The following is a 19,409-nucleotide window of genomic DNA, read 5'->3' on the forward strand; positions in this document are numbered from 1 at the left end:
GAAGGATGTAAGCCATCTTGAGTGGAGCCGAAATTAAACCGCTCCGAAAAGCAGGCATGAAATAAGAAACAAGAGCCAGAAAAGTACATGTAGCGGTATTTTTTGGCTGAAAGGCTCGTTTTCAAAACGGAACGGGATGCTTAAAAAGCGGTATCGTCTGTCATCCATTGAATGTCAATTTAGAAAGTACAAGGGCTCTTAAATCTTTTGAAATTCTCACGCGCTGGTCATTATTCATCAACATATCATTCCCCTCAATTTCTTTTACCGCCAGACGGTTCACTATAAACGAGCGGTTGGTGGTAATAAAAAGTGAGCTGGGAAGGTTGCGCATCATCACCGAAATCGGGATCCGGCAGTAACGGGTGCTGTCACCCATATAAATTTTCACATAATTTTTTGCCCCCTCTATAAAAGTGACATCCATATAGGAAATCTGAACAATACGTCCTGCTACTTTCACGATCATGGTCTCCTTGTGAAAAGCCGGGAATTTCCCCTGACTATCGTCGCTACTTTCCAGATCGATATCAAAATCTGTCGAAATGCTGTGCGGAGATAGTAATGCCTCATTATTCACTATTTCCCGCTGCTGTCTTATCCTAAATACTGTTTCGAGGAACTTGTCAAAGTAAATGGGTTTTAAAAGGAAACCTTTGACAGCATAGTCATACCCGTCGATGGCGAAATTCTGGTGCGCGGTCGTCAGAATAACCGACGCGCTAACCTTCTTTAAAAGGTCCAGTACCCTGAGTCCGCTTAAATCAGGCATCTGAACATCCAGAAAAAGAATGTCAGGTTTTAGAACCGGGATTTTTTCGAGCGCATCCAGGGCCAGGTAGGCACCATCAATACTATGCAAACCAGGGACCCGCTCTATGTACTGGTTTAGAACCTGATGTGCAGGTTTTTCGTCGTCAACGATCATGCAGGTTACCGCATTTTTGATTTGATCTTCCATTGTCAATTGGTGTTATAAGCGTGAATAACATTCAACGAGGTAGAAGGAGGTTAATACAATTTAAAGAACTAACGGTTACTTATAAAATGACTTTGATCTTTTTTTGCCATTTTTTTCAAATTCAAAACCATGTCGTAATATTTCTTCAGAAAGTGATACATGATCCATTCCTGTTTTCTGTGCATATCATTAAACCAGCGGTTTAAAAATAAGTGCATTACATGGGCTGCCGTTTCAATCAACTGCTCACCGGGCAGGATGTTAGTAGAAGACAAAGCGAGCTTGATGCAAGCGGAGAGCGAATCGAAATTTTTTGTGAACGAGGTAATAGCATTCATGTGATCCGCTTCCGGATCTAAAAAGGAGATGATCATTTTTTTCTGTGTCCTGTATTTTTGATCGAGCAGGGTAATCTCGTCAATACCTGCATGAAACTCCTGGCTAAAATCCGAGTGCAGTCTTTTGACTAGTACGAATTTTTCAAGGACCGTCAGACCTGCTCCGTTTAACAGGGTTTCACATCCCCTGAGCGCAAGCAGCCAACGCAGATCAGGATCTTTGTGCTCAGACAGTAAACCAAGCGAACTGCATACCAAATAGCTGTCAACAAAAAAGATCGTTTCGGTTTTGTCGTACGGCAGAAGGTTGTAGCGGTCAGTTTCGCGGACATACTGGTCGGTCGTAAAAGCGCTGATAAGCCCGTTTTCCAGGTAGGGCTGGACTTTGTTTTGAAAAGCCTCCAAAAGTCTGCTCCAGGACATTTTGCCCTCATTGACATTAAACCGGACACGTAGGTGCGGCTTTGGATCGTAATACCGGATGAAAAACCATTTGTTAAGCTCATCTTTTCCGTGAAGTGCTTCACAGAACGGGGCAATGATTTCAGTAAGCAGAAAGTCTGCAGCTTGTCCGCTGCAATAAAGCTTCACATAAAGCCACTCACTTCCCATATGAAAAACTGCTGGCGTGGTCTGGATGTTATCCGGGCCTTTTTGCCCTAGCTTTGGCCTGGGGTTTAGAAAAGGAATGATCACTTCGTTTGCCAGGCTACTTGATTTCTCTGATGGAAATCCCTGGCCTTCTTTTTCAAGATATTCGGTCAATGTCAGCCAGCTGTTTTTTTTAAGGGAGTCCTCAAGTAGCTGCAAGGAAAAAAGACTTTGACCGTCAATCAGAAGCTCGTTATCACCCTGTTGGATCTGAAAATACCTGGGCAGTTTTTTCTTGCTTGCAAACGCTGCCCAAGACTTTAGCTGGTCATCGCTTTTACCCATAACCGTTTCAAATTCATCGGATTCCAAATGCCAGGTGGCTTTTTGAAGGATCAGATGTTTGTAGCTCACCCTGGGAAGCATGGGCTCTGCGGAAAATTCGCTCCAGTCCCAGCCCATACTGGCACTGTCTGACTGCTGGGCAAGCTCGCACAGAAAGCGGTAAAACGGAAGGCCGTTTGCATAATAATGAGCACTGGTGAGCCTTGGGATTATTCTTTTGTCAACACGCGTGCAGCTGAGAATGATTTCCTTACCATCAGGTGAGCTTACCAGAAGCTCACCAGGTAGGATCTGGTTGGCTTGCGGCAGACTGCTATGGGACAGGTAGGGGATCTCATACGATCTAAGCGAAGGACGGCTTATTACTTTTAAGACGCTCGCATCCGGCACGTGGCAAATCTCAGCAAAGATAACATCCGGATTTTGTGCTTCTTCGAGCCGGGCGGCGTTTACAAGCTGATCCGCTAGATACGGGTCAGACTGCGCAAATCTGCTCATCAGGTTTAAAGCCGAAGGACCAGCTACCGCTTTTAAATCAAAGATAAATTCACCTGTGTCAAAGTCGGACTCCGTGCTGCTGACAACACTACCGAAAATATAAAAGCTTTCGGGCAGCGGGGTAGGAAGTTCATTTTCGAAAGCTGCAATATCCATAGGGCTAATATCGTACGCAATGCAACCGGTTTGCCTGGTTTTTTCAAGGATTTTCTTTTTAAGTCTGCAAAGCAGCGTGTCAGATTTATTTCCAACCTCTTTGTACCCTGGCTCAGCGAGGCCCGTTAGTAGTGTCAGGCTGCTCATTACCGAGGGCTCGAGCATTCCGTAGCCAATGCCGCTTGCAGGATCCAGTACGGGTAAAAGCGGAACGGACTTATTTCCAAAATGCGAAAATAGCCTGCTGGCAAATTCGGTCAGGTCGGGGTTTTCTGCTTTGTTTGAAAGGAAAGTTAGCTCCTGAATTTCAGATGATAGCATGTGGACGGTATCTCGGCTGATTTCACAGCAGCTGGTGCGGAAAGCTAAATCGGTTTGCAGAAAACTTTTCTCAGGTGACTTCACACCGGCCCTTTCAAACTCAGTTTTTAAAGCCTGCTGAACCAGCACAGGCCCGGAGCTGCTCTTAGCGAGCGACTGGATTTTGACGATTGTTGCAAGATGCTGCTTAGAACCAGTCATGTTTTTTAGCTGATTTTTTACGCGCTCTAAATAATTTTCACCCGTAGCATTCATTTCAAAGCTGCTAACAAGAAACTGGGATTCGATCAGAGAATCTATAAAGGTTTTTGCAGTTTTCTTTCCGAGGTTAGATTGCAGAAGAATTTGGATCAGTTCTGCCATAGTTCGCCCGTCTTTTGCATGTTCTAACACGTTTGCCAGATACGGGTTTGTTTTGATGGCAGATAAACCCAGCGTTTTACCGTCAGCTCCCCGCTCAATATAGCGGTAAGAATCCATGATTTTGTAAAGGGAAGTGTTCGGGAAAAATTTTAGCTGACTGACCACCTGAGGTGATTTCAAGATTTGATTCACCAGCTGCCAGCAGATGTCTGCATCTACTTTTGTATGCAGCGCCAAACTGTTTTCACCCTCGAAACGGATCGTGGTGTTTTCGGCAAGGACTCCCAAACTATATCCGGCAAATAAACCAAAAGGGGTGCAGCGGGTGCTCATACGGATCAGGTATTTATACAGTGTTTTCAAAAGGTGCTTTTTCCCGTTTTGCAGCTCGCCGTTTACAAGCCGCTGGACCTGCTGATACAATGCAGGCGAAGCCAGATGCAGAGCGTGCTGTAATAGGGGATCTGAATAGATAAGTTTTAAATACGATTCAAAGGCCGTTGGGTCATTGCCAACCGCTTTTTGAAAACTAAAAAAGAAATCTAAGCAGAGCAGTGGCCTTCGTACAACAAAAAAGTCTTGTGGTTTCATAATCAGGTTTGATTGGTGTCATAGATCCAATCAAATTCGCCACGGGACACAAGGGGCTCAACTGTTTGGGAAAAGATGGCCGGCTTTGGGTACGAAGAGGTCTTAAAGTGCTTCGTCCCAGCATATTTGGTATTAAAAGAAAACGGGCTGTAGACTTGAGGAAAACCATTCTGAAGAGTCCTGACTTAATTACGCTACAAAGTTAGGCTCACCCGGCGCTGGAACGCTCACAAAATTCCGGCATAAACACCGCGCGCGCACAGGCATTCCATGCCGGAGCTATCCTTTATTCCGTTGCTTTATGAGCGTTAGCGCCGCTCGCCAATCAGGGCACCATAATAAATTCATAAACCTTAAATTCAAATGTTATGGAAAATGGTGCTAACGTTTCAGCAATTTATCAGTTTGCAGAGGTTGAACTGGTTTACAAAAATCATGTTAAAGCAAGCGAGCGTTTTACAATTACACGTTCGCATGATGCCTACTCTGTGTTAAGACAATCCTGGGATGAAAATAAAATCGGGTTTGTTGAGCAGTTTAAAATTATACTGATCAACCGCGCCAATCGAGTACTTGGTATTTATGAAGTTAGTCAGGGAGGAACCTGCGGTGTGGTAGTCGATTTAAAACTGATTTTTGCAGCGGCTTTAAAAGCGAATGCACACGGGATAATACTGTCACATAACCATCCATCGGGAAACCTGATAGCCAGTGAACCAGATAGACTGCTGACAGAAAGAATAAAAAAGGCGGGGCAACTGCTGGATATTTTAGTAATGGATCATATCATCATAACCAGTGAAGGATATTATTCATTTGTAGATGATGATATAATGCCTTAGAAAAAAGTGAAAAACCGTAGGTCACAAACCTACGGTTTTTCACTTTTTTAACAGAGCCGTCCGCACAGTTTACTGTTAGCTACACCATGGCTTTCAGCTTTTGACTCAACATATCCAGGCCAGACTTTTCAAGACAGTCTTTTGAGATTCCAAGCAGCAGCCCAGCGAACTCGTTTAAAATGCTCTCGGGAAGGCTTGGAAGTCCTGCTTTTCCTGTTTGATCTATACCCTTCTCAATAGCGTGACAAAGAATAAGAACGGCCTTCCGTGAAATTTTCAAATCAATCTTTACGATCTCATCCATGCCAGGGCTGCAAAGCAGGGTATCATATACATTGGCAATATCAATTTTCGAATCCATATTCCAGGCGTTTAAGTGAACAGTTTTACCACTGTAAAATTACGGCGGGCTAGCCAGATGGGCCTAAGCAATAAACAGTCAGGATGCCTGAATACAGAGGACTGTCTTTAAATTGCCAGTATAAAACAATGAGCTTAAAACGCTATTTGCTAGCAGGTGATTTCTGGCAACTGACAGTAAAAAAATCATTCAAACTTATAAAAAGTAAGGAAGGCAAATGAAACGGGGTAACAGACATTTTATAGTACCTAAAGAAACCGATGTCATGGTTTTGGAAGGTTTTAAAAATAGTCTAAAAACAGGAGAGCTATTGAAAAAATCTGGGGTAATGCCTGCTTTGCTGCAAACTGCCAGATGTCAGAATGTTTAACAACATTCTTCCGGACTGGTAACCCATTCCGGATCTGGCCGCCGCAAAATCACTCCGAAGTCGTGGGCGGGGGAGTCTAAAAAGTAATAGTGTTTGAGACGGAAAGGATAGAGAAGATGGGAAATCAGAAATCAAACAAAACAAGAATTGTCGCGCTGAGACTTAGCCCGCAGGAGTTCACGCTGCTGGAACGGAAATTCAAGGGCAGCACGTGCCGTAAGCTTAGTGAATACATCCGCAAAGTCATTCTGGAAAAACCGGTCGTGGTGTACTACCGAAATGGTTCGCTCGACGATTCTGTCAAAGAGCTGATAAGGCTGAGAAATGAGCTTAATAACATCGGCAATAACTTCAACCAGGCGGTCAAAAAGCTTCACGCACTCGATCAGATTGCTGAGTTTAAATCCTGGATTATTACCTACGAGCTCGATAAAAGAAGGGTGCTTTCCCAGATCGAGGAGATCAAAAAACAGATCAATAAAACGGCAGATCAATGGTTGCGATTATAAAAACCGGACACTCGGTCCAGCGCAGTTTTTACTACAACGAAAATAAAATCTGGCAAGGGGATGCGCAGTGTATTATGGCAGCGAATTACCCAAAAGATCTGACGGAACTTAATCAGATGCAGCGGCTGAATATGCTTCTTAAAACCGCTGCTTTGAACGAGAATGTGAAAAGAAACAGTGTTCATATTTCACTGAATTTTGATCCATCTGAGAAGCTAACCAAGGATCAATTAACACAAATTGCAGGCGTCTATATGCATAAGATCGGCTTTAAAGATCAGCCCTTTTTGGTCTATGAACATTACGATGCGGGGCATCCGCATATCCACATTGTATCTGTGAAAGTCCGTCCCGATGGCAGCCGGATCGAGACCAATAACATCGGAAGAAACGAGTCTGAAAAAGCCAGAAAACAAATCGAAATGGATTTTGGGCTCGTTAAAGCAGAAGCCCATAAGCGGCAGGTTTTTGAGCTCAAACCAGTGAATACCGCCAAGGCTCAGTACGGAAAATCGCAGACCAAACAGGCGATCAGTAACGTGCTAAATACGGTGCTAAATTCCTACAAATATACCTCTGTGGCAGAGCTTAATGCAGTGCTAAAACAGTACAATGTGCTGGCGGATACCGGAGGTAAAGAATCGCGGATCAGCAAGAGTAATGGTCTTGTCTACAGGATTTTAGATGAGGGAGGAAGGTCCGTCGGAGTGCCGATCAAAGCGAGCGACTTTCATTTTAATCCGGGGCTCAAATATCTTAATGAGCGTTTCGCCCTTAATGAAACTGCGCGGCAGCCGCATAAGGCAAGAGTAAAAAATGCCATTGATTTAGCACTGATGGGGACCCCGAAGCTGGATATTCGAGGACTTGCTTCGGCCCTTGATAAGCAGGGCATCAAAATGGTTTTCAGACAGAATGAATCCGGAATTATTTATGGAATTACTTATGTTGACCACCGAACCAAATCGGTTTTCAATGGCAGCATCCTTGGGAAACAGTATAGTGCAAATGCAATTCAAGAGCGTTGCAGACCGGTGTTATTAGCCCAAGCTTTCCGCCAGGAAAAGGCGCAGCAGCATGCTAAACGCAGGGCTTATAACGAACCTGAAACTTTCAAAATAAAAGATCAGGCAGCACCTTTTGAGTCCAATTCCGGCAGCAGTAGTGGGCAAAATGAAATGCTGGATTCACTGCTTGATCCTGTAAAAGATGACAGTTCGCAGCCATTCGCGCTGCGAAGAAAAAAGAAAAGAAAGCAGAAAAATATCAGTAATCACCTTTAAACAATCCTACCATGGCTTCACAAACTGGAGAAAATCAGCAGGCGCTGCACAGGATTACCGACATGACCAGGCTAATCAGTATTCTTATTTTAGCGCTACATTTTTACTATTTTTTCTATGGCGTTTTCGCGCACTGGAAACTTTCCTCCGTATTTAGCGACCGGATACTTTCCAATATTTATGGGACCGGGCTTTTCAACGGATTTAATAAAACTAAGCTGATCGCACTGGGCCTTCTTCTGATTTCATTAATGGGGGCGAAGGGTAAAAAAGAGGAAAAGCTTAGTGTCAAAAAAGGACTTATCGTCATCGGTATCGGTACATTTCTATACTTTGTAAGCCAGATTTTTGTGGATAGAACCAGCGATTTGGTTATGATTTCCATGACTTATATGCTGATCACCACAACCGGTTTTTGCCTGGTTTTGACAGGCGGGACACTGCTATCGCGTGTGATCCATTTAAAGATGAACAGCAAAGATATTTTCAACAAAGAGAACGAGACCTTTCCGCAGGAGCAGCGGCTTTTAGAGAATGAATTTTCGATTAACCTTCCTGCCCGGTATCATTTAAAAGACAAAGTTCATCATAGTTGGATTAACATTATTAATCCGTTCCGAGGTCTTCTGGTTTTGGGATCACCAGGTGCGGGGAAGAGTTATTTCGTCATACGCCATGTGATCACCCAGCACATTATAAAAGGTTTTTCTATGTTTGTGTATGATTTCAAGTTCGATGATCTCTCTGTTATTACCTACAACACCTGGCTTAATAACCAGGACGCGTACCAGATTGTTCCTAAGTTTTATGTGATCAATTTCGATGATCTGGCCCGCACGCACCGCTGTAATCCGCTGGATCCGCAGAGCCTTCTGGATATCACCGATGCCGCTGAATCAGCCCGTACCATTCTTATGGGATTAAACCGGGAATGGATCAAAAGACAAGGCGATTTTTTCGTAGAATCACCCATCAACTTTCTTACAGCGATCATCTGGTTTTTACGACGGTATCAGAACGGCGAGTACTGCACACTGCCACACGTGATTGAGCTGATGCAGGTCCCTTATGATAAACTTTTTACCATCCTTCGCGCGGAAAAAGAGATTGAGGTTCTAATCAATCCGTTCGTATCTGCTTATTTAAATGATGCGATGCAGCAGCTGGAAGGACAGATCGCCTCAGCGCAGATTTCGATGGCCAGGCTTTCTTCGCCTCAGTTATATTATGTGCTATCAGGTAGTGATTTCACCCTGGATATTAATAACCCTGACGAGCCCAAGATTGTCTGCATGGGAAATAATCCGCAGAAAATCTCAGTGTACGGTGCGGTGTTATCACTTTATGTAACACGTTTGATCAAGCTTGTTAACAAGAAAGGTAAGCTGAAAAGCAGTCTGATCTTTGATGAGTTTCCGACGATCTATCTAAACAACATGGATAGTCTAATTGCTACCGCCCGGTCAAACAAAGTCTCAACCACCTTGGGCGTGCAGGACTTCAGTCAACTTAGAAAAGATTACGGAAAAGAGCAGGCGGATGTTATTATGAACATCACCGGAAATATCATTAGCGGCCAGGTCACTGGGGATACAGCGAAGCAGTTGTCGGAGCGTTTTGGCAAGATCATGCAGGACCGTACAAGCTTTTCGATTAACCGAATGGATACTTCGGTTAGCAAATCCAAGCAGTTGGATTCCGCTATTCCCCCTTCGAAGATTTCCGCGCTTTCTTCTGGAGAGTTTGTAGGTTTAGTTGCCGACAATCCGGAGCAGAAAATTGATTTAAAAGCTTTTCACAGCGAAATTCTAAATGATCATCAGGCACTGAAAGAGGAGCAGGAAAATTATCAACCGATACCGCAAATAAGAAAAATAGATCAGTCGACGGTACTTAGGAATTACATGCAGGTTAAGCAGGACGTTCTTGACATCATTGAATTTGAGATGGAGAAGATAATGGATGATCCTGCTTTACAACATCTTATTGTAAAAAAATGATAAGTTAGATTTGGGTCATTTATTTCAGTATAATATAAGAACATATATGGTTTGCATTTCCGAGATATTATTAACCATTTAGTTAAACTTGCGCTACATGGATTTGGATGGATGAAGGGTATAATCGGAGACTTCGCTTCCTCCCCATTTGGATTCTATTCTAAATTCCCAGAGCGATAAACAGTTGAATTGAATGTGAAGAAGATTATATGTAACTTTTCTTTATATCCACAGTTACGCAGAGAAAGTGGAAAAATGGATTATGAAGAAAGATGAAGTAGCCATTAGTTATAAATAAGCGATCATATAAATGATAACGATAAATTTGGCAAAAAATCATAATATTAAGTTAACATTGTTATCTATTAAATTAATACATAGGGTTTCATCTAAACACTTAATATGCCCAAGAATATCGCCTCTTTACGTGTCTCCGCAGTGGACCAGGACCTTGAAAAGAACAAATCCCAGATACTGCACTTTGCCAATGAGAAAAATCTTGGTAAAGTCGAGTTTTTGCAGGAAAAGGTTTCTGTCAAAGTTACTTCGCGCAATCGTAAAGTCGACCCAAATCTAGTTGATAATATGGGAAGGATGGCAAGGGAAATGAAGTTTTTTCTAGAGAAAAACCCAATCCCAGAAAAGTTCTTAAAAAGAGGAGCTCCGAAAATTTAATTGTCTAACGGGAGCCTTTGGAGCTCTAGGCCCATTTCGATGTTGTGTCAGATCCACCGAGCGATATACTGTCTGAAAAAAAATGTGCAATTTACTGGCTCTTCAATTTTTCTTGGTTGCCATGTTATACTACACCAATTTTGTGTTATAATGTAATGGTCCAGAATGGAAAGTATCATTTTACAAGCACTGCCTGGTACGGATATTCGGTGGTTAAAATGTAATGTATAGGATTATCAGAAATGGGCCGTTGTGAACTTCAGAATTGTTTTGCACTATTTTAACAGAAATAATTTGACCAGCCGCGTTCATTCAAACTGTGGTTTTATTAAAATTTGATGGGATGGCCGGAAAAGCTCGCTAGGAATCAATGTGATCTTCACAGAATATTTGTTCTTTATTTTCCGAATTATTTTGTCATCTATTAACAATAGATTTTGACAGGCTCCATGTATTCAGTTGCCAATTGAAGTTTCTGCTTTACCTGCAATGGAATGTACATTTATGGGAGGTCAAATTGAACTCATAGGCCGCCCGGGTAAAAGGCGGCCAGATTTGGTTAGCATCGCTAGCATTTTTGCGAATTACTGTAAAAAGAAACTTCTGTCCCCTGTGAAGTATAAGCTATGGTGCTGATAAATAATATTGTACCTAATGCTTTTGTTGGTTGATGATCTCGTTAACTTCACTTATTGCTTGATTTAATACAACCATTGTTCCCTGATCTTTTAAGTTTCCTTTTAACTTTATTTCATTGAGAAAATCGGCTATTCTGGGCGCAATAGTTGAATTTTTTTGAACGGTGACAACTTCCTTTATGGCAATCACACCGTCTTTCACATATTTCGGATTGGTAATTCGTTGTATAAATCCAGCGAATTGTCTTGTAAAAGCATACTGAACAGGAGAGTTTCCATTTGTGTAACAGTCATATACGTATTCCCATTGAGAATCACTTCCCAAAATTATGTAGCTTTGAAGGACTGCCTCCCTTAGTTTCCCCTTACTATTTTCCTGATAGATTTTGGCAAGCTGAAACTGCTTCTCTGGGTCGAAGGTGCCAATTGCAATTAAGGCTTCTCCCTGTACTGCATAACTTTCACTCTTCATTAAATCATTGAATAGGGTTAAAAATTCGGGATTCTTCAAGCTTCCCATTTTTTTTATAGCAGCCACACGAGTTGAGTTATTGGGATCAGATTTCGCAATGCGGATCACATCGGATAAAGCAGATTCTCGATAAAAATTAGCGTTAAGGTCAATGTTGTTAATCGCATGCGTCCTTATCCCATAATAGTTGTCTTTGAGGGCAGACAGCAGAATCTTTTTGGAATATGGGTCATTTGGGTCATTTTTAGCCGCTTCAACAGCTTCATAACGATCTTGAAAAAGTGGAGCATTAAAATATTGAAACGCAAACTGCATTAATGTTTTATGATCTGTCTTTTTTGCAATAAGAATCTTGCTTGCATCGACATTTACTAATAAAGGTACTTCCTTGTAGTCTAATCTGATGGTATCACTTCTTTTGTTTAGCCAGACTTTTATAGTCTCCTTTCCATTTTTAAGATAAATATCAATATTTACCGGTAGCCTAAATACGTTTGTTTTTTGAGTTTGTTCAATGACGACATAGGTTATTTTTTGGCCCGTTTCAAATCCATAACGAATATCAAGCTCAGGATGTCCCGCACCAAAAAACCACTGGTTGAAAAACCAGTTCAGATCTTGGCCGGATGCATCTTCCAAGGCTAATCTTAAATCTTGAACTTCGGCACTTTGTAGCGCATTCTTTTTAAGATAAAGCGTTAACCCTTTATAAAATGTTTCATTTCCAAGGTAGTAGCGAAGCATGTTAAGAATTCGCCCTCCTTTCTGATAACTTATCCCGTCAAATACTTCTTGAGGGTTTTCATAGTGATACCTTACCAGGTTTTTAGACCAACCGTCCTGATTGTTGAGATATCCTTGCATACCTTTTAAAACATGATCACCAGCAACATCTGAACCATATTTATGCTCGGCCCAGATAATTTCACTGAGATCTGCAAACGATTCATTAAGACAAATGTTAGCCCAGCTTTCAGCAGTAACATAATTTCCAAACCATTGATGAAAAAGCTCATGTATGTTTCCTGACTCGTAATTTTGATCGGATAACTCCTTAAGACTACTCTGCCGGTCCTCATTAAACGCCGAAGCTGTGGTGTTCTCTATAGCTCCACTAAATCCGCGTAGTTTGATCTGGCTATATTTGCTCCACGGATAATCTACGGCAAGTAATTTGGAAAAATAGTCAATGGCTTCCAGGGTATTAGGAAATACAGCTTTGACCGCATTCTCATTCTGAGCAAATTGAGGTTCCACATAATAGCTGACTTCCTTTCCCTTCCATAACTCTTTTACAATACTAAATTTCCCAACAGCAAACATAGATAAATATGGAGCATGCGGCTGTGCCATTTGCCAGGTATCCTTGCGCATGTCCTTGGATACCATTATTTTTTTGACCAGTTTACCATTTGAAAGGGTCTGGAATTCATTAGGAACCGTTATTGATAGTACTTGTTTAGTTTTTTGATTTGGTTTATCAATAGTAGGGAACCAGGAAGAATTTTTTTCTGGCTGACCACTGGTCCAAACTTGAATAGGAGTACCTTTTTGTTTTCCATCCGGGTTGATGAAATGTACAGCTGATTCTCCAATGGCAGGTTTGGTTTCATACTCTATATAAATCAGATATTGCTCCTTAGGACCATAGGATTTATCTAGTGTAATGTTCAGCATTTGGTCATCAGCGAAATAACGGAGCGGCATATTCACTTGCCCCTGATGCAGCTCAACTTTTTTTATGATCAATCTTTTTGCATCAAGCTCAACAGTATTGACCCTGCGAGAGTAAGGTCTGATCGTCAGCCATTCTTTTCCAGCCAGAACTTGTTTCTTAAAATCCACTAAAATATCCAGTTTGGTATCAATTATCATGTTAAACTTCAAAGCGGACTCTTTGTAGCTTTCATTTACAGGTTGTGAGAAATAGGTGTTCTGTGAAATTGCTGTGAAACTTGTTATGCACAGGCAAATAATCAACATAAGCTGATGGGTAATCAAAATTTTCATAATTCATGTTTTCATGGTTTAAGCAAAGATATATAAAATAGTACCATGTATCACATAGTACTATGCATTATTTGTAAATTTAATTTATCCTTTATAACAGCTAATATTTTGACTAAGAGTTTTATGCTGCTTTCTGATATTTCTTGACACCGTTCTTTTTAATCCAGTTAGATAAAGTCGCTTCCGTCACCCGATAACGGTCTGCAATGTACTTCTGACTCGAACCACTGAGCAGCAACGCTTCGATCTCTGGCTTGAACTGATCAAGTTTGCTTTTGCCTGGGCCCGTTGGCCTTCCTAATTTTGTTCCAGATAGTTTCTTAGCCGCAAGGGACTCTTTCGTCCGCTTGCTGATCAGGTCTCTTTCAATTTCGGAAGCCATTGCAAAAACCATGGCCATCACTTTACTCTGGATCGAATCGTCCAGTTGCCATGCGCCTTTCACTGTGTAGATCCGGATTCCTTTCTGCATGGCTATTGATATAATCTCCATCACTTCAAGCATCGACCTTCCAAGTCTGGAAAATTCACTAAGCAAAATCACGTCTCCTTTTTTAAGCTGGTCCAGGATTGGTCCGATTTTGCGGTTGCGCCACGAAACTTTGCCGGAAACCTTTTCCTGGACAAACTCGACTTTTCCTAAATTTTTCTCATTGGCCAGGTGCAGTATGTCAGCTTTGTTCTTTTCCAGGTCTTGATCAATAGTAGAGACACGTAAATAAGCAATATTCCGGGGCATTTTCGAAGGATTAGATGAAAACCTAATTATGGTATTTATTTTATAATAATAATGATGTAATATTAAATGATTTTTGCTAAATTATCCTTACTATTTATATGAACGTTTATTTTATAATATTTTTGCTACTACTTTTTCCCAAATTGTTATGGCAAAGCGAACCCCATGGGATAAGTATCAACTTATTCTGCCATCTCTCAGTCAGGATGTTTCTATAACAGAATTATCCCGGACTTACAATATACCGGTGCGGACTCTGCGTGACTGGAAGAAAAAATTTATAAACCGGGGTCTTCCGGGACTGGATCATATAAAAAGAAGAGACCAAGGAACCCGAAGGTGTATGTCACAGCAAATGCAAGAGCTGATTGACGGATTCGCTTTACTCAAACCCAAACTGAAGATTACGGCTATCTATCAGAAAATTGTTTTGTTAGCTGAGCAGGCCAATCAAAAGCCCCCTTCCTATACAACAGTATATAATGTTGTACGCCAGATCAAGCCGGCATTGTTGACGCTATCTCATGAAGGCGTTAAAGCTTATCGACAAAAATATGAACTCATATATCGTAGAGAGTGCAGGGAACCCAATGAAATATGGCAATGTGACCACACAGAGCTGGACATTTATATCCTGGATAGCGATGGAAGGGAAATAAAAACCTGGCTTACTATTATAATGGATGATTATAGCCGGGCGATTGCAGGATTTTTATTATCAGTGGAAGCTCCAAGCTCTATTAATACCGCTTTGGCATTAAGACAGGCGATTTCCAGGAAAGAGGATCCATGCTGGCAGATTTGTGGGATACCACAGGTTCTCTACACTGACCATGGTACTGATTTCATGTCTGTACATATTCAGCAGGTATGTGTCAATTTAAAGATTCGTCACTTCAATTCAGCTGTGGGCCGTCCACAAGGCCGTGGTAAAATTGAACGGTTTTTTAGAACAATGAATGACATGCTTCTATCAAACCTACCTGGTTATAGCCAGAATGGCAAACCTTTTTCTAAACCACAGTTGACTTTTACGGAGCTTAATTCTTCTATAAAAGACTTTATAACGACAACTTACAACCAGCAAATACATAGGACAACCGGCGTTTCGCCCCTTCAAAGATGGTCAGAAGGTTTTTTGCCTCAAATGCCTGAGTCATTTGAAGAACTTGATCTTTTACTATTGTATATCCAAAAGCCACGCAAGGTGCAAAGGGATGGAATCCGCTTCCACGGCATGAGATACATTTCTATCGTTTTGGCAGCGTTTGTTGGAGAAACCGTAACTATCCGATATGACCCTAATGATCTGGGTGAGATTAAAGTCTACCACCAGGATCATTTCCTATGCAAAGCTGTCTGTCAGGATCTTTCTGACATGACTATAAGCCTTAAAGAGATTAAGGCAGCCAGAAGCTCTGTAAAAAAGGATTTATTTGATCAGCTCAGACAGTCAAAAGCCTTCATTAAAGGTATCACAGGCAAGAAAGGTCCATCATCTCATAAGCAATCCGTAGTCAGTGAGCCGAAAACATGTAAACTTCGTATTTATGAAAATGAATGATTTAAAGATTCCAGGAAAATTTCTGTCTTCATTTATTCTCACGCAGGAATTTAAAAGGTTTGAGGAATTTGTTAACTCATGTGTAGACTACCGGTATATAGGAGTCTGTTACGGAGAACCAGGAGTTGGAAAATCGCTGGCTGCTGCATATTATACTAAATGGAGGGAAGAATTAACTTCTGAGAACCTTGTCAGTGATATTTCCTTAGAGAATAGTTCAATGGCGAAAATTTGCAAAGGTGTTTTTGTCACAGTTCCAGTTACCAACACACCAAAAACTATTAGGCATGAAATACGCCGGCGCTACTTCGGTTATGGCTCATCCGTTGCAAAAGCAAATGGAATAACGGATTTGGAAGTAAGAGTCAAATACGCAGATTCATTTTGCCCATTGGTCATACTTGATGAATCAGACAGGCTTAGTTTCAATAGTCTGGAAGAAGTCAGGCATATGTATGATTATTTACATTTCGGTTTAGTACTGATCGGCATGCCTGGCTTTGAGAAAAGACTTTCGAGATATCCCCAGTTGTTTTCCCGGATCGGATTTGCTCATCAGTATAAATCCTTGGGAGAAGATGAAATGCGGTTTGTGTTTTCTAAAATATGGGGCAAAATGGGTAAAGAATATGATCCAGAGTACTTTGCCGACTATGAAGCAATGAATACTATTATACGAATTACTGGTGGCAACTTTAGATTGATTGATCGTATATTCAGCCAGATATGTAGGATTATGAAAATAAATAAGCTGCAAACAGTAACCAAAGAGGTTGTTGAAGCTGCCAGAAAGTGTCTGCTTATTGGGTGAAGTAACATTCAAGTTTGATGCGTGATAATACCGCGATTTGATGTTGAAACAAATACGCAAATTATCGTTGAAGTTAAAACCAAAATTTTTACTTTCATTAGAAGTACAGCTTAGCGACCGGTTCTTTTAGAGCTGTCTAAGCGGTTACATATTATTTTTAAAAAATAAAATACATTGGGCCGAGAGCTAGTAATATACGGGGCTAGAAAGTAGCCCTAGACAAAGGTTCACTTATAGCACAGACACGATTTAGTGTTAGGGTTGAGCGGCAAATCTCCTGCACCAATCAAGCATTCTGGGATACAGTGCATAAACGTTTGATGACGGATGTTCCTTTTTTAAACTTACTAGTGCTTTGTTGAAAGCTGGGAATTCAGTGAAACCCCGATGAGATACCATAAGTTGCTCCCGTGCTGCAATTAGAAATGCGGCCGTCTGTGGTTCGAAACGGCCTGAAGCATACAAACAGAACAAAGCGTGGGTCATATATTCATTGAATACGCTTACCGGGGAGCCATAATACCCGGTTTCCCGCTTGGGGTCCACCCATAATGCTCTTTTTGAAAATATACTGTCTATGGATTCTACATAATCGCCGGACCGCTCGTTGACATAATTGTGGTCTATTTCTGTAAATACGATACCGCTTACAAAGCCTGACTTCTGCATTTCGGAAAGTTCTTTTCTCGTGTCGTAAATTTCGGGGCCGGAAACAAACATCACGCATTCCTGAAAGCGCTGCTCTGCCTGAAAATCCCATACAGCAAAGCGCTGGGTGCTGTGGCTGGCCAGTATGAGCGGAGAAAATATGACTTTGTAAGACCTGAACTTCGGGCGGGGAAACTCCTTTTCCAGCCAAGTCCACATATCTTCTGCGTCCATCATTTCCCGCTCCTTGCTGATCAGCTTTTCATAATATCCGGTGTGCTTTTTGTAAAAATTCCGAAAGCCGGAGATTTTTACAAAATCGGCTATTTCTTTGAGGTTATTGCTAAACAAATTGGAATAGGTGGAGTCATCCGACCCATAAATAAAAAAGTAGTTTTCAGATCCGACAAGCTTGTCTCCTTCGAAATTAAAACAAATGCTGTTTTCACGAAACTCGTAATAGCTCTTCATGTAAGCGGCAGTTTCAAAATCCAGCTTTTTGAACAGTGGATGATCCTGAAATGGCTTGAAATACGTCATCACCTCATTGTAGTAATCGCCTTCCTTTCGAATATTCGTGGCTTTCCTTCCCGCAGGGGACAGCGCAAGAATCACGTTCGCAAGTTCAAAAACTTCCGGCACAATTATCTGAACCTTGCCGTCGTGCTCTGTGATATAGTCTTTTGTAAAATAGCCGCGAACGTCATTGAAATGCCAGCGAAATATATAGGGCTTTCCTGCAAGCACAATGGGGATATAGTGAACCTGGAAGTATGGAAAGGACGAATTTTGAATAGTAATCGAATCTTTTCCAATCCATGCGGTAATAGAAGCACCGCGCCTGCCATCCATTCCGTAGTCGATCGTATCCCTGCTGCCGGCGGATAGTGTGTGCCGCTTGTCCGATGTCGAAAATTTCATCGTAAAAGCCCGATCCTCACTGCGCAACGTATCCTTGTGAGCTGTATACACCGGCTGTGCATAAAGATGATTAAAAGCAGAAAAAATCGAAACTACAAGTATCCAAAATCTCATGTCATTACAATTTTAAGTAGAATGAAGCGTCAGCAATATAACCATTTCAATTAAATGTGTAATTATAATTTGATGTTTGTTAATTAGTTTGAGGCTTCTTAATTCTAGGCTTATAGAGTACACTTTAACTAGGGATTGAATGAACACGCTTGTGCAAAATAGTTCTGTTAAAACAGTGCAAAACAATTCTAAAATTTACATAATTAAGTTCTCAAAATGCCACTTTTAAATTACAGATTAGTGGTATTCCAAAACAAATTTCATTATATTGCAAAATGGTGGGTTAAACTGTAATATTAATGATAATAGGATACGTACGAGTTTCAAAAAACGAGCAAAATCAGGATTTGCAATTTGATGCTCTGAAAAAGGCGGGTTGTGAGAAAGTATTTCATGAAAAAGTTTCCGGAGCTTCCAAGCAAAGACCGGAATATATGAAGATGGTTGCCGAGTTAAGAAAAGGAGATATTATTGTGGTTTGGAGAGTCGACCGGTTAGGAAGGACGACTTATGAACTGATCAAATTAATGGTCGAGTGGAAAGAACTGGGAGTGGAGTTCCGGAGTATTTCTGAGGGGATTGATACTTCTACTAAAATGGGTCGACTTTGGTATATGCTTAGTTCTGTGTTTGCAGAAAATGAAAGAGAGATTTTGATGGAAAGGACTTTGGCCGGAATGGAAGCAGCAAGGGCGAGAGGTAGGGTAGGAGGTAGACCAAAAGGACTGACAAAAAGATCCAAAGAACTTGCGAGCCTCGCAGCAACTTTATACCAAAGTAAAAAATATACAACTAATCAGATTTGCGAACAGTTAAAGATAGGGAGTAAGGCTACGTTGTATAATTATTTAAGACATGAAGGAATTGAAATTGAGGGGTGGACTAGAATAAGGAAGTTATCCTAAATTAATTACAAAACTAGTATTAAAGTTTCCTGATATCTGATGTGGCGTTATTTATTGGTTATATTTCATTTTATACCTGTTTACTTCTCCTATAAATACATCATATTATGTGTCTTAAAAACAAGAGGCCATAACTGTGTCTGTATATGATTTTGAGTCCCAAAGGGTCATCGCGGTCTTGCATCAAGTAAGGTTACCTAAGCATAAGACTTAAAGTAGCAAATAACTCTTTTGTTCCCGATACACTTCATTCCTTTCCCGCTTAACTTATTATTACCTTTGCTCTGCTAATTAAGAGGTATAATTGATGTGTTGTTTTGAATAACAAAATAATAACACAAAATATTTATATAAATACTTGCATAACGGGTTTTTGCATTTAT

General features: G+C 41.1%; 14 protein-coding genes. 8 read left to right on the forward strand and 6 right to left on the reverse strand.

Going from position 1 to position 19,409, the window contains the following annotated elements:
* Positions 1-160: 160 nt before the first annotated feature.
* Both FZF08_RS30085 and FZF08_RS30090 read right to left on the reverse strand, forming a co-directional pair.
* Positions 161-961, reverse strand: a complete 801-nt coding sequence (locus FZF08_RS30085) for a LytTR family DNA-binding domain-containing protein (protein WP_159478096.1) — start codon at positions 959-961, stop codon at positions 161-163.
* 68 nt (positions 962-1,029) lie between these two features.
* On the reverse strand, positions 1,030-4,164 hold the full coding sequence (locus FZF08_RS30090) for a lantibiotic dehydratase (protein WP_159478099.1): 3,135 nt from the start codon (positions 4,162-4,164) through the stop codon (positions 1,030-1,032).
* A 368-nt stretch (positions 4,165-4,532) separates the two neighbouring features.
* Between FZF08_RS30090 and FZF08_RS30095 the strand changes: the two genes are divergently transcribed.
* Complete coding sequence (locus FZF08_RS30095; protein WP_159478102.1) at positions 4,533-5,006, forward strand: JAB domain-containing protein; 474 nt, start codon at positions 4,533-4,535, stop codon at positions 5,004-5,006.
* A gap of 79 nt (positions 5,007-5,085) precedes the next feature.
* Here the strand turns inward: FZF08_RS30095 and FZF08_RS30100 are convergent, their stop codons facing one another.
* Positions 5,086-5,367 carry a hypothetical protein gene (locus FZF08_RS30100; RefSeq protein WP_159478105.1) on the reverse strand — a complete coding sequence of 94 codons (282 nt, stop codon included), beginning with the start codon at positions 5,365-5,367 and terminating at the stop codon, positions 5,086-5,088.
* Between the two features lie 486 nt (positions 5,368-5,853).
* Between FZF08_RS30100 and FZF08_RS30105 the strand changes: the two genes are divergently transcribed.
* The 4 genes from FZF08_RS30105 to FZF08_RS30120 all read left to right on the forward strand — a co-directional run bounded on the left by FZF08_RS30105 (position 5,854) and on the right by FZF08_RS30120 (position 10,204).
* Entirely contained in the window at positions 5,854-6,246 is a 393-nt protein-coding gene (locus FZF08_RS30105; RefSeq protein WP_159478108.1) for a plasmid mobilization protein, read from the forward strand.
* Positions 6,231-7,529, forward strand: a complete 1,299-nt coding sequence (locus tag FZF08_RS30110) for a relaxase/mobilization nuclease domain-containing protein (RefSeq protein ID WP_159478111.1) — start codon at positions 6,231-6,233, stop codon at positions 7,527-7,529. The genes FZF08_RS30105 and FZF08_RS30110 overlap by 16 nt, the downstream gene beginning before the upstream one ends.
* 11 nt (positions 7,530-7,540) lie before the next feature.
* Positions 7,541-9,529 (forward strand): conjugal transfer protein MobC, encoded by a 1,989-nt coding sequence (gene mobC / locus FZF08_RS30115; RefSeq protein ID WP_159478114.1) that lies wholly within the window; start codon positions 7,541-7,543, stop codon positions 9,527-9,529.
* Between the two features lie 402 nt (positions 9,530-9,931).
* A complete protein-coding gene (locus FZF08_RS30120) occupies positions 9,932-10,204 on the forward strand; it encodes a hypothetical protein (protein WP_159478117.1) in 273 nt (90 codons plus the stop codon).
* A 651-nt stretch (positions 10,205-10,855) separates the two neighbouring features.
* On the opposite strand, the gene FZF08_RS30125 is transcribed toward FZF08_RS30120, so the two are convergent.
* A complete protein-coding gene (locus FZF08_RS30125) occupies positions 10,856-13,324 on the reverse strand; it encodes a M1 family aminopeptidase (protein ID WP_159478120.1) in 2,469 nt (822 codons plus the stop codon).
* Positions 13,325-13,445: 121 nt separating this feature from the next.
* On the reverse strand, positions 13,446-14,063 hold the full coding sequence (locus tag FZF08_RS30130) for a recombinase family protein (protein ID WP_159478123.1): 618 nt from the start codon (positions 14,061-14,063) through the stop codon (positions 13,446-13,448).
* Between the two features lie 148 nt (positions 14,064-14,211).
* On the opposite strand from FZF08_RS30130, the gene FZF08_RS30135 reads away from it, so the two are divergent.
* Positions 14,212-15,627 (forward strand): Mu transposase C-terminal domain-containing protein, encoded by a 1,416-nt coding sequence (locus FZF08_RS30135; protein WP_159478126.1) that lies wholly within the window; start codon positions 14,212-14,214, stop codon positions 15,625-15,627.
* Positions 15,614-16,438, forward strand: coding sequence for an AAA family ATPase (locus FZF08_RS30140; RefSeq protein WP_159478129.1), 825 nt, complete (start codon positions 15,614-15,616; stop codon positions 16,436-16,438). The genes FZF08_RS30135 and FZF08_RS30140 overlap by 14 nt, the downstream gene beginning before the upstream one ends.
* Before the next feature lie 255 nt (positions 16,439-16,693).
* Here FZF08_RS30140 and FZF08_RS30145 read toward each other — a convergent pair whose 3' ends face one another.
* A complete protein-coding gene (locus tag FZF08_RS30145; RefSeq protein WP_159478132.1) occupies positions 16,694-18,121 on the reverse strand; it encodes a DUF4932 domain-containing protein in 1,428 nt (475 codons plus the stop codon).
* A gap of 299 nt (positions 18,122-18,420) precedes the next feature.
* Here FZF08_RS30145 and FZF08_RS30150 point away from each other — a divergent pair, with 299 nt between their 5' ends.
* The gene (locus FZF08_RS30150) at positions 18,421-19,026 is read left to right on the forward strand and encodes a recombinase family protein (protein WP_159478135.1); all 606 of its coding nucleotides are present in this window, start codon (positions 18,421-18,423) and stop codon (positions 19,024-19,026) included.
* The last annotated feature ends 383 nt before the right edge of the window (positions 19,027-19,409 follow it).

The sequence above is a fragment of the Dyadobacter sp. 3J3 genome, assembly GCF_009801115.1.
Lineage (GTDB): Bacteria > Bacteroidota > Bacteroidia > Cytophagales > Spirosomataceae > Dyadobacter.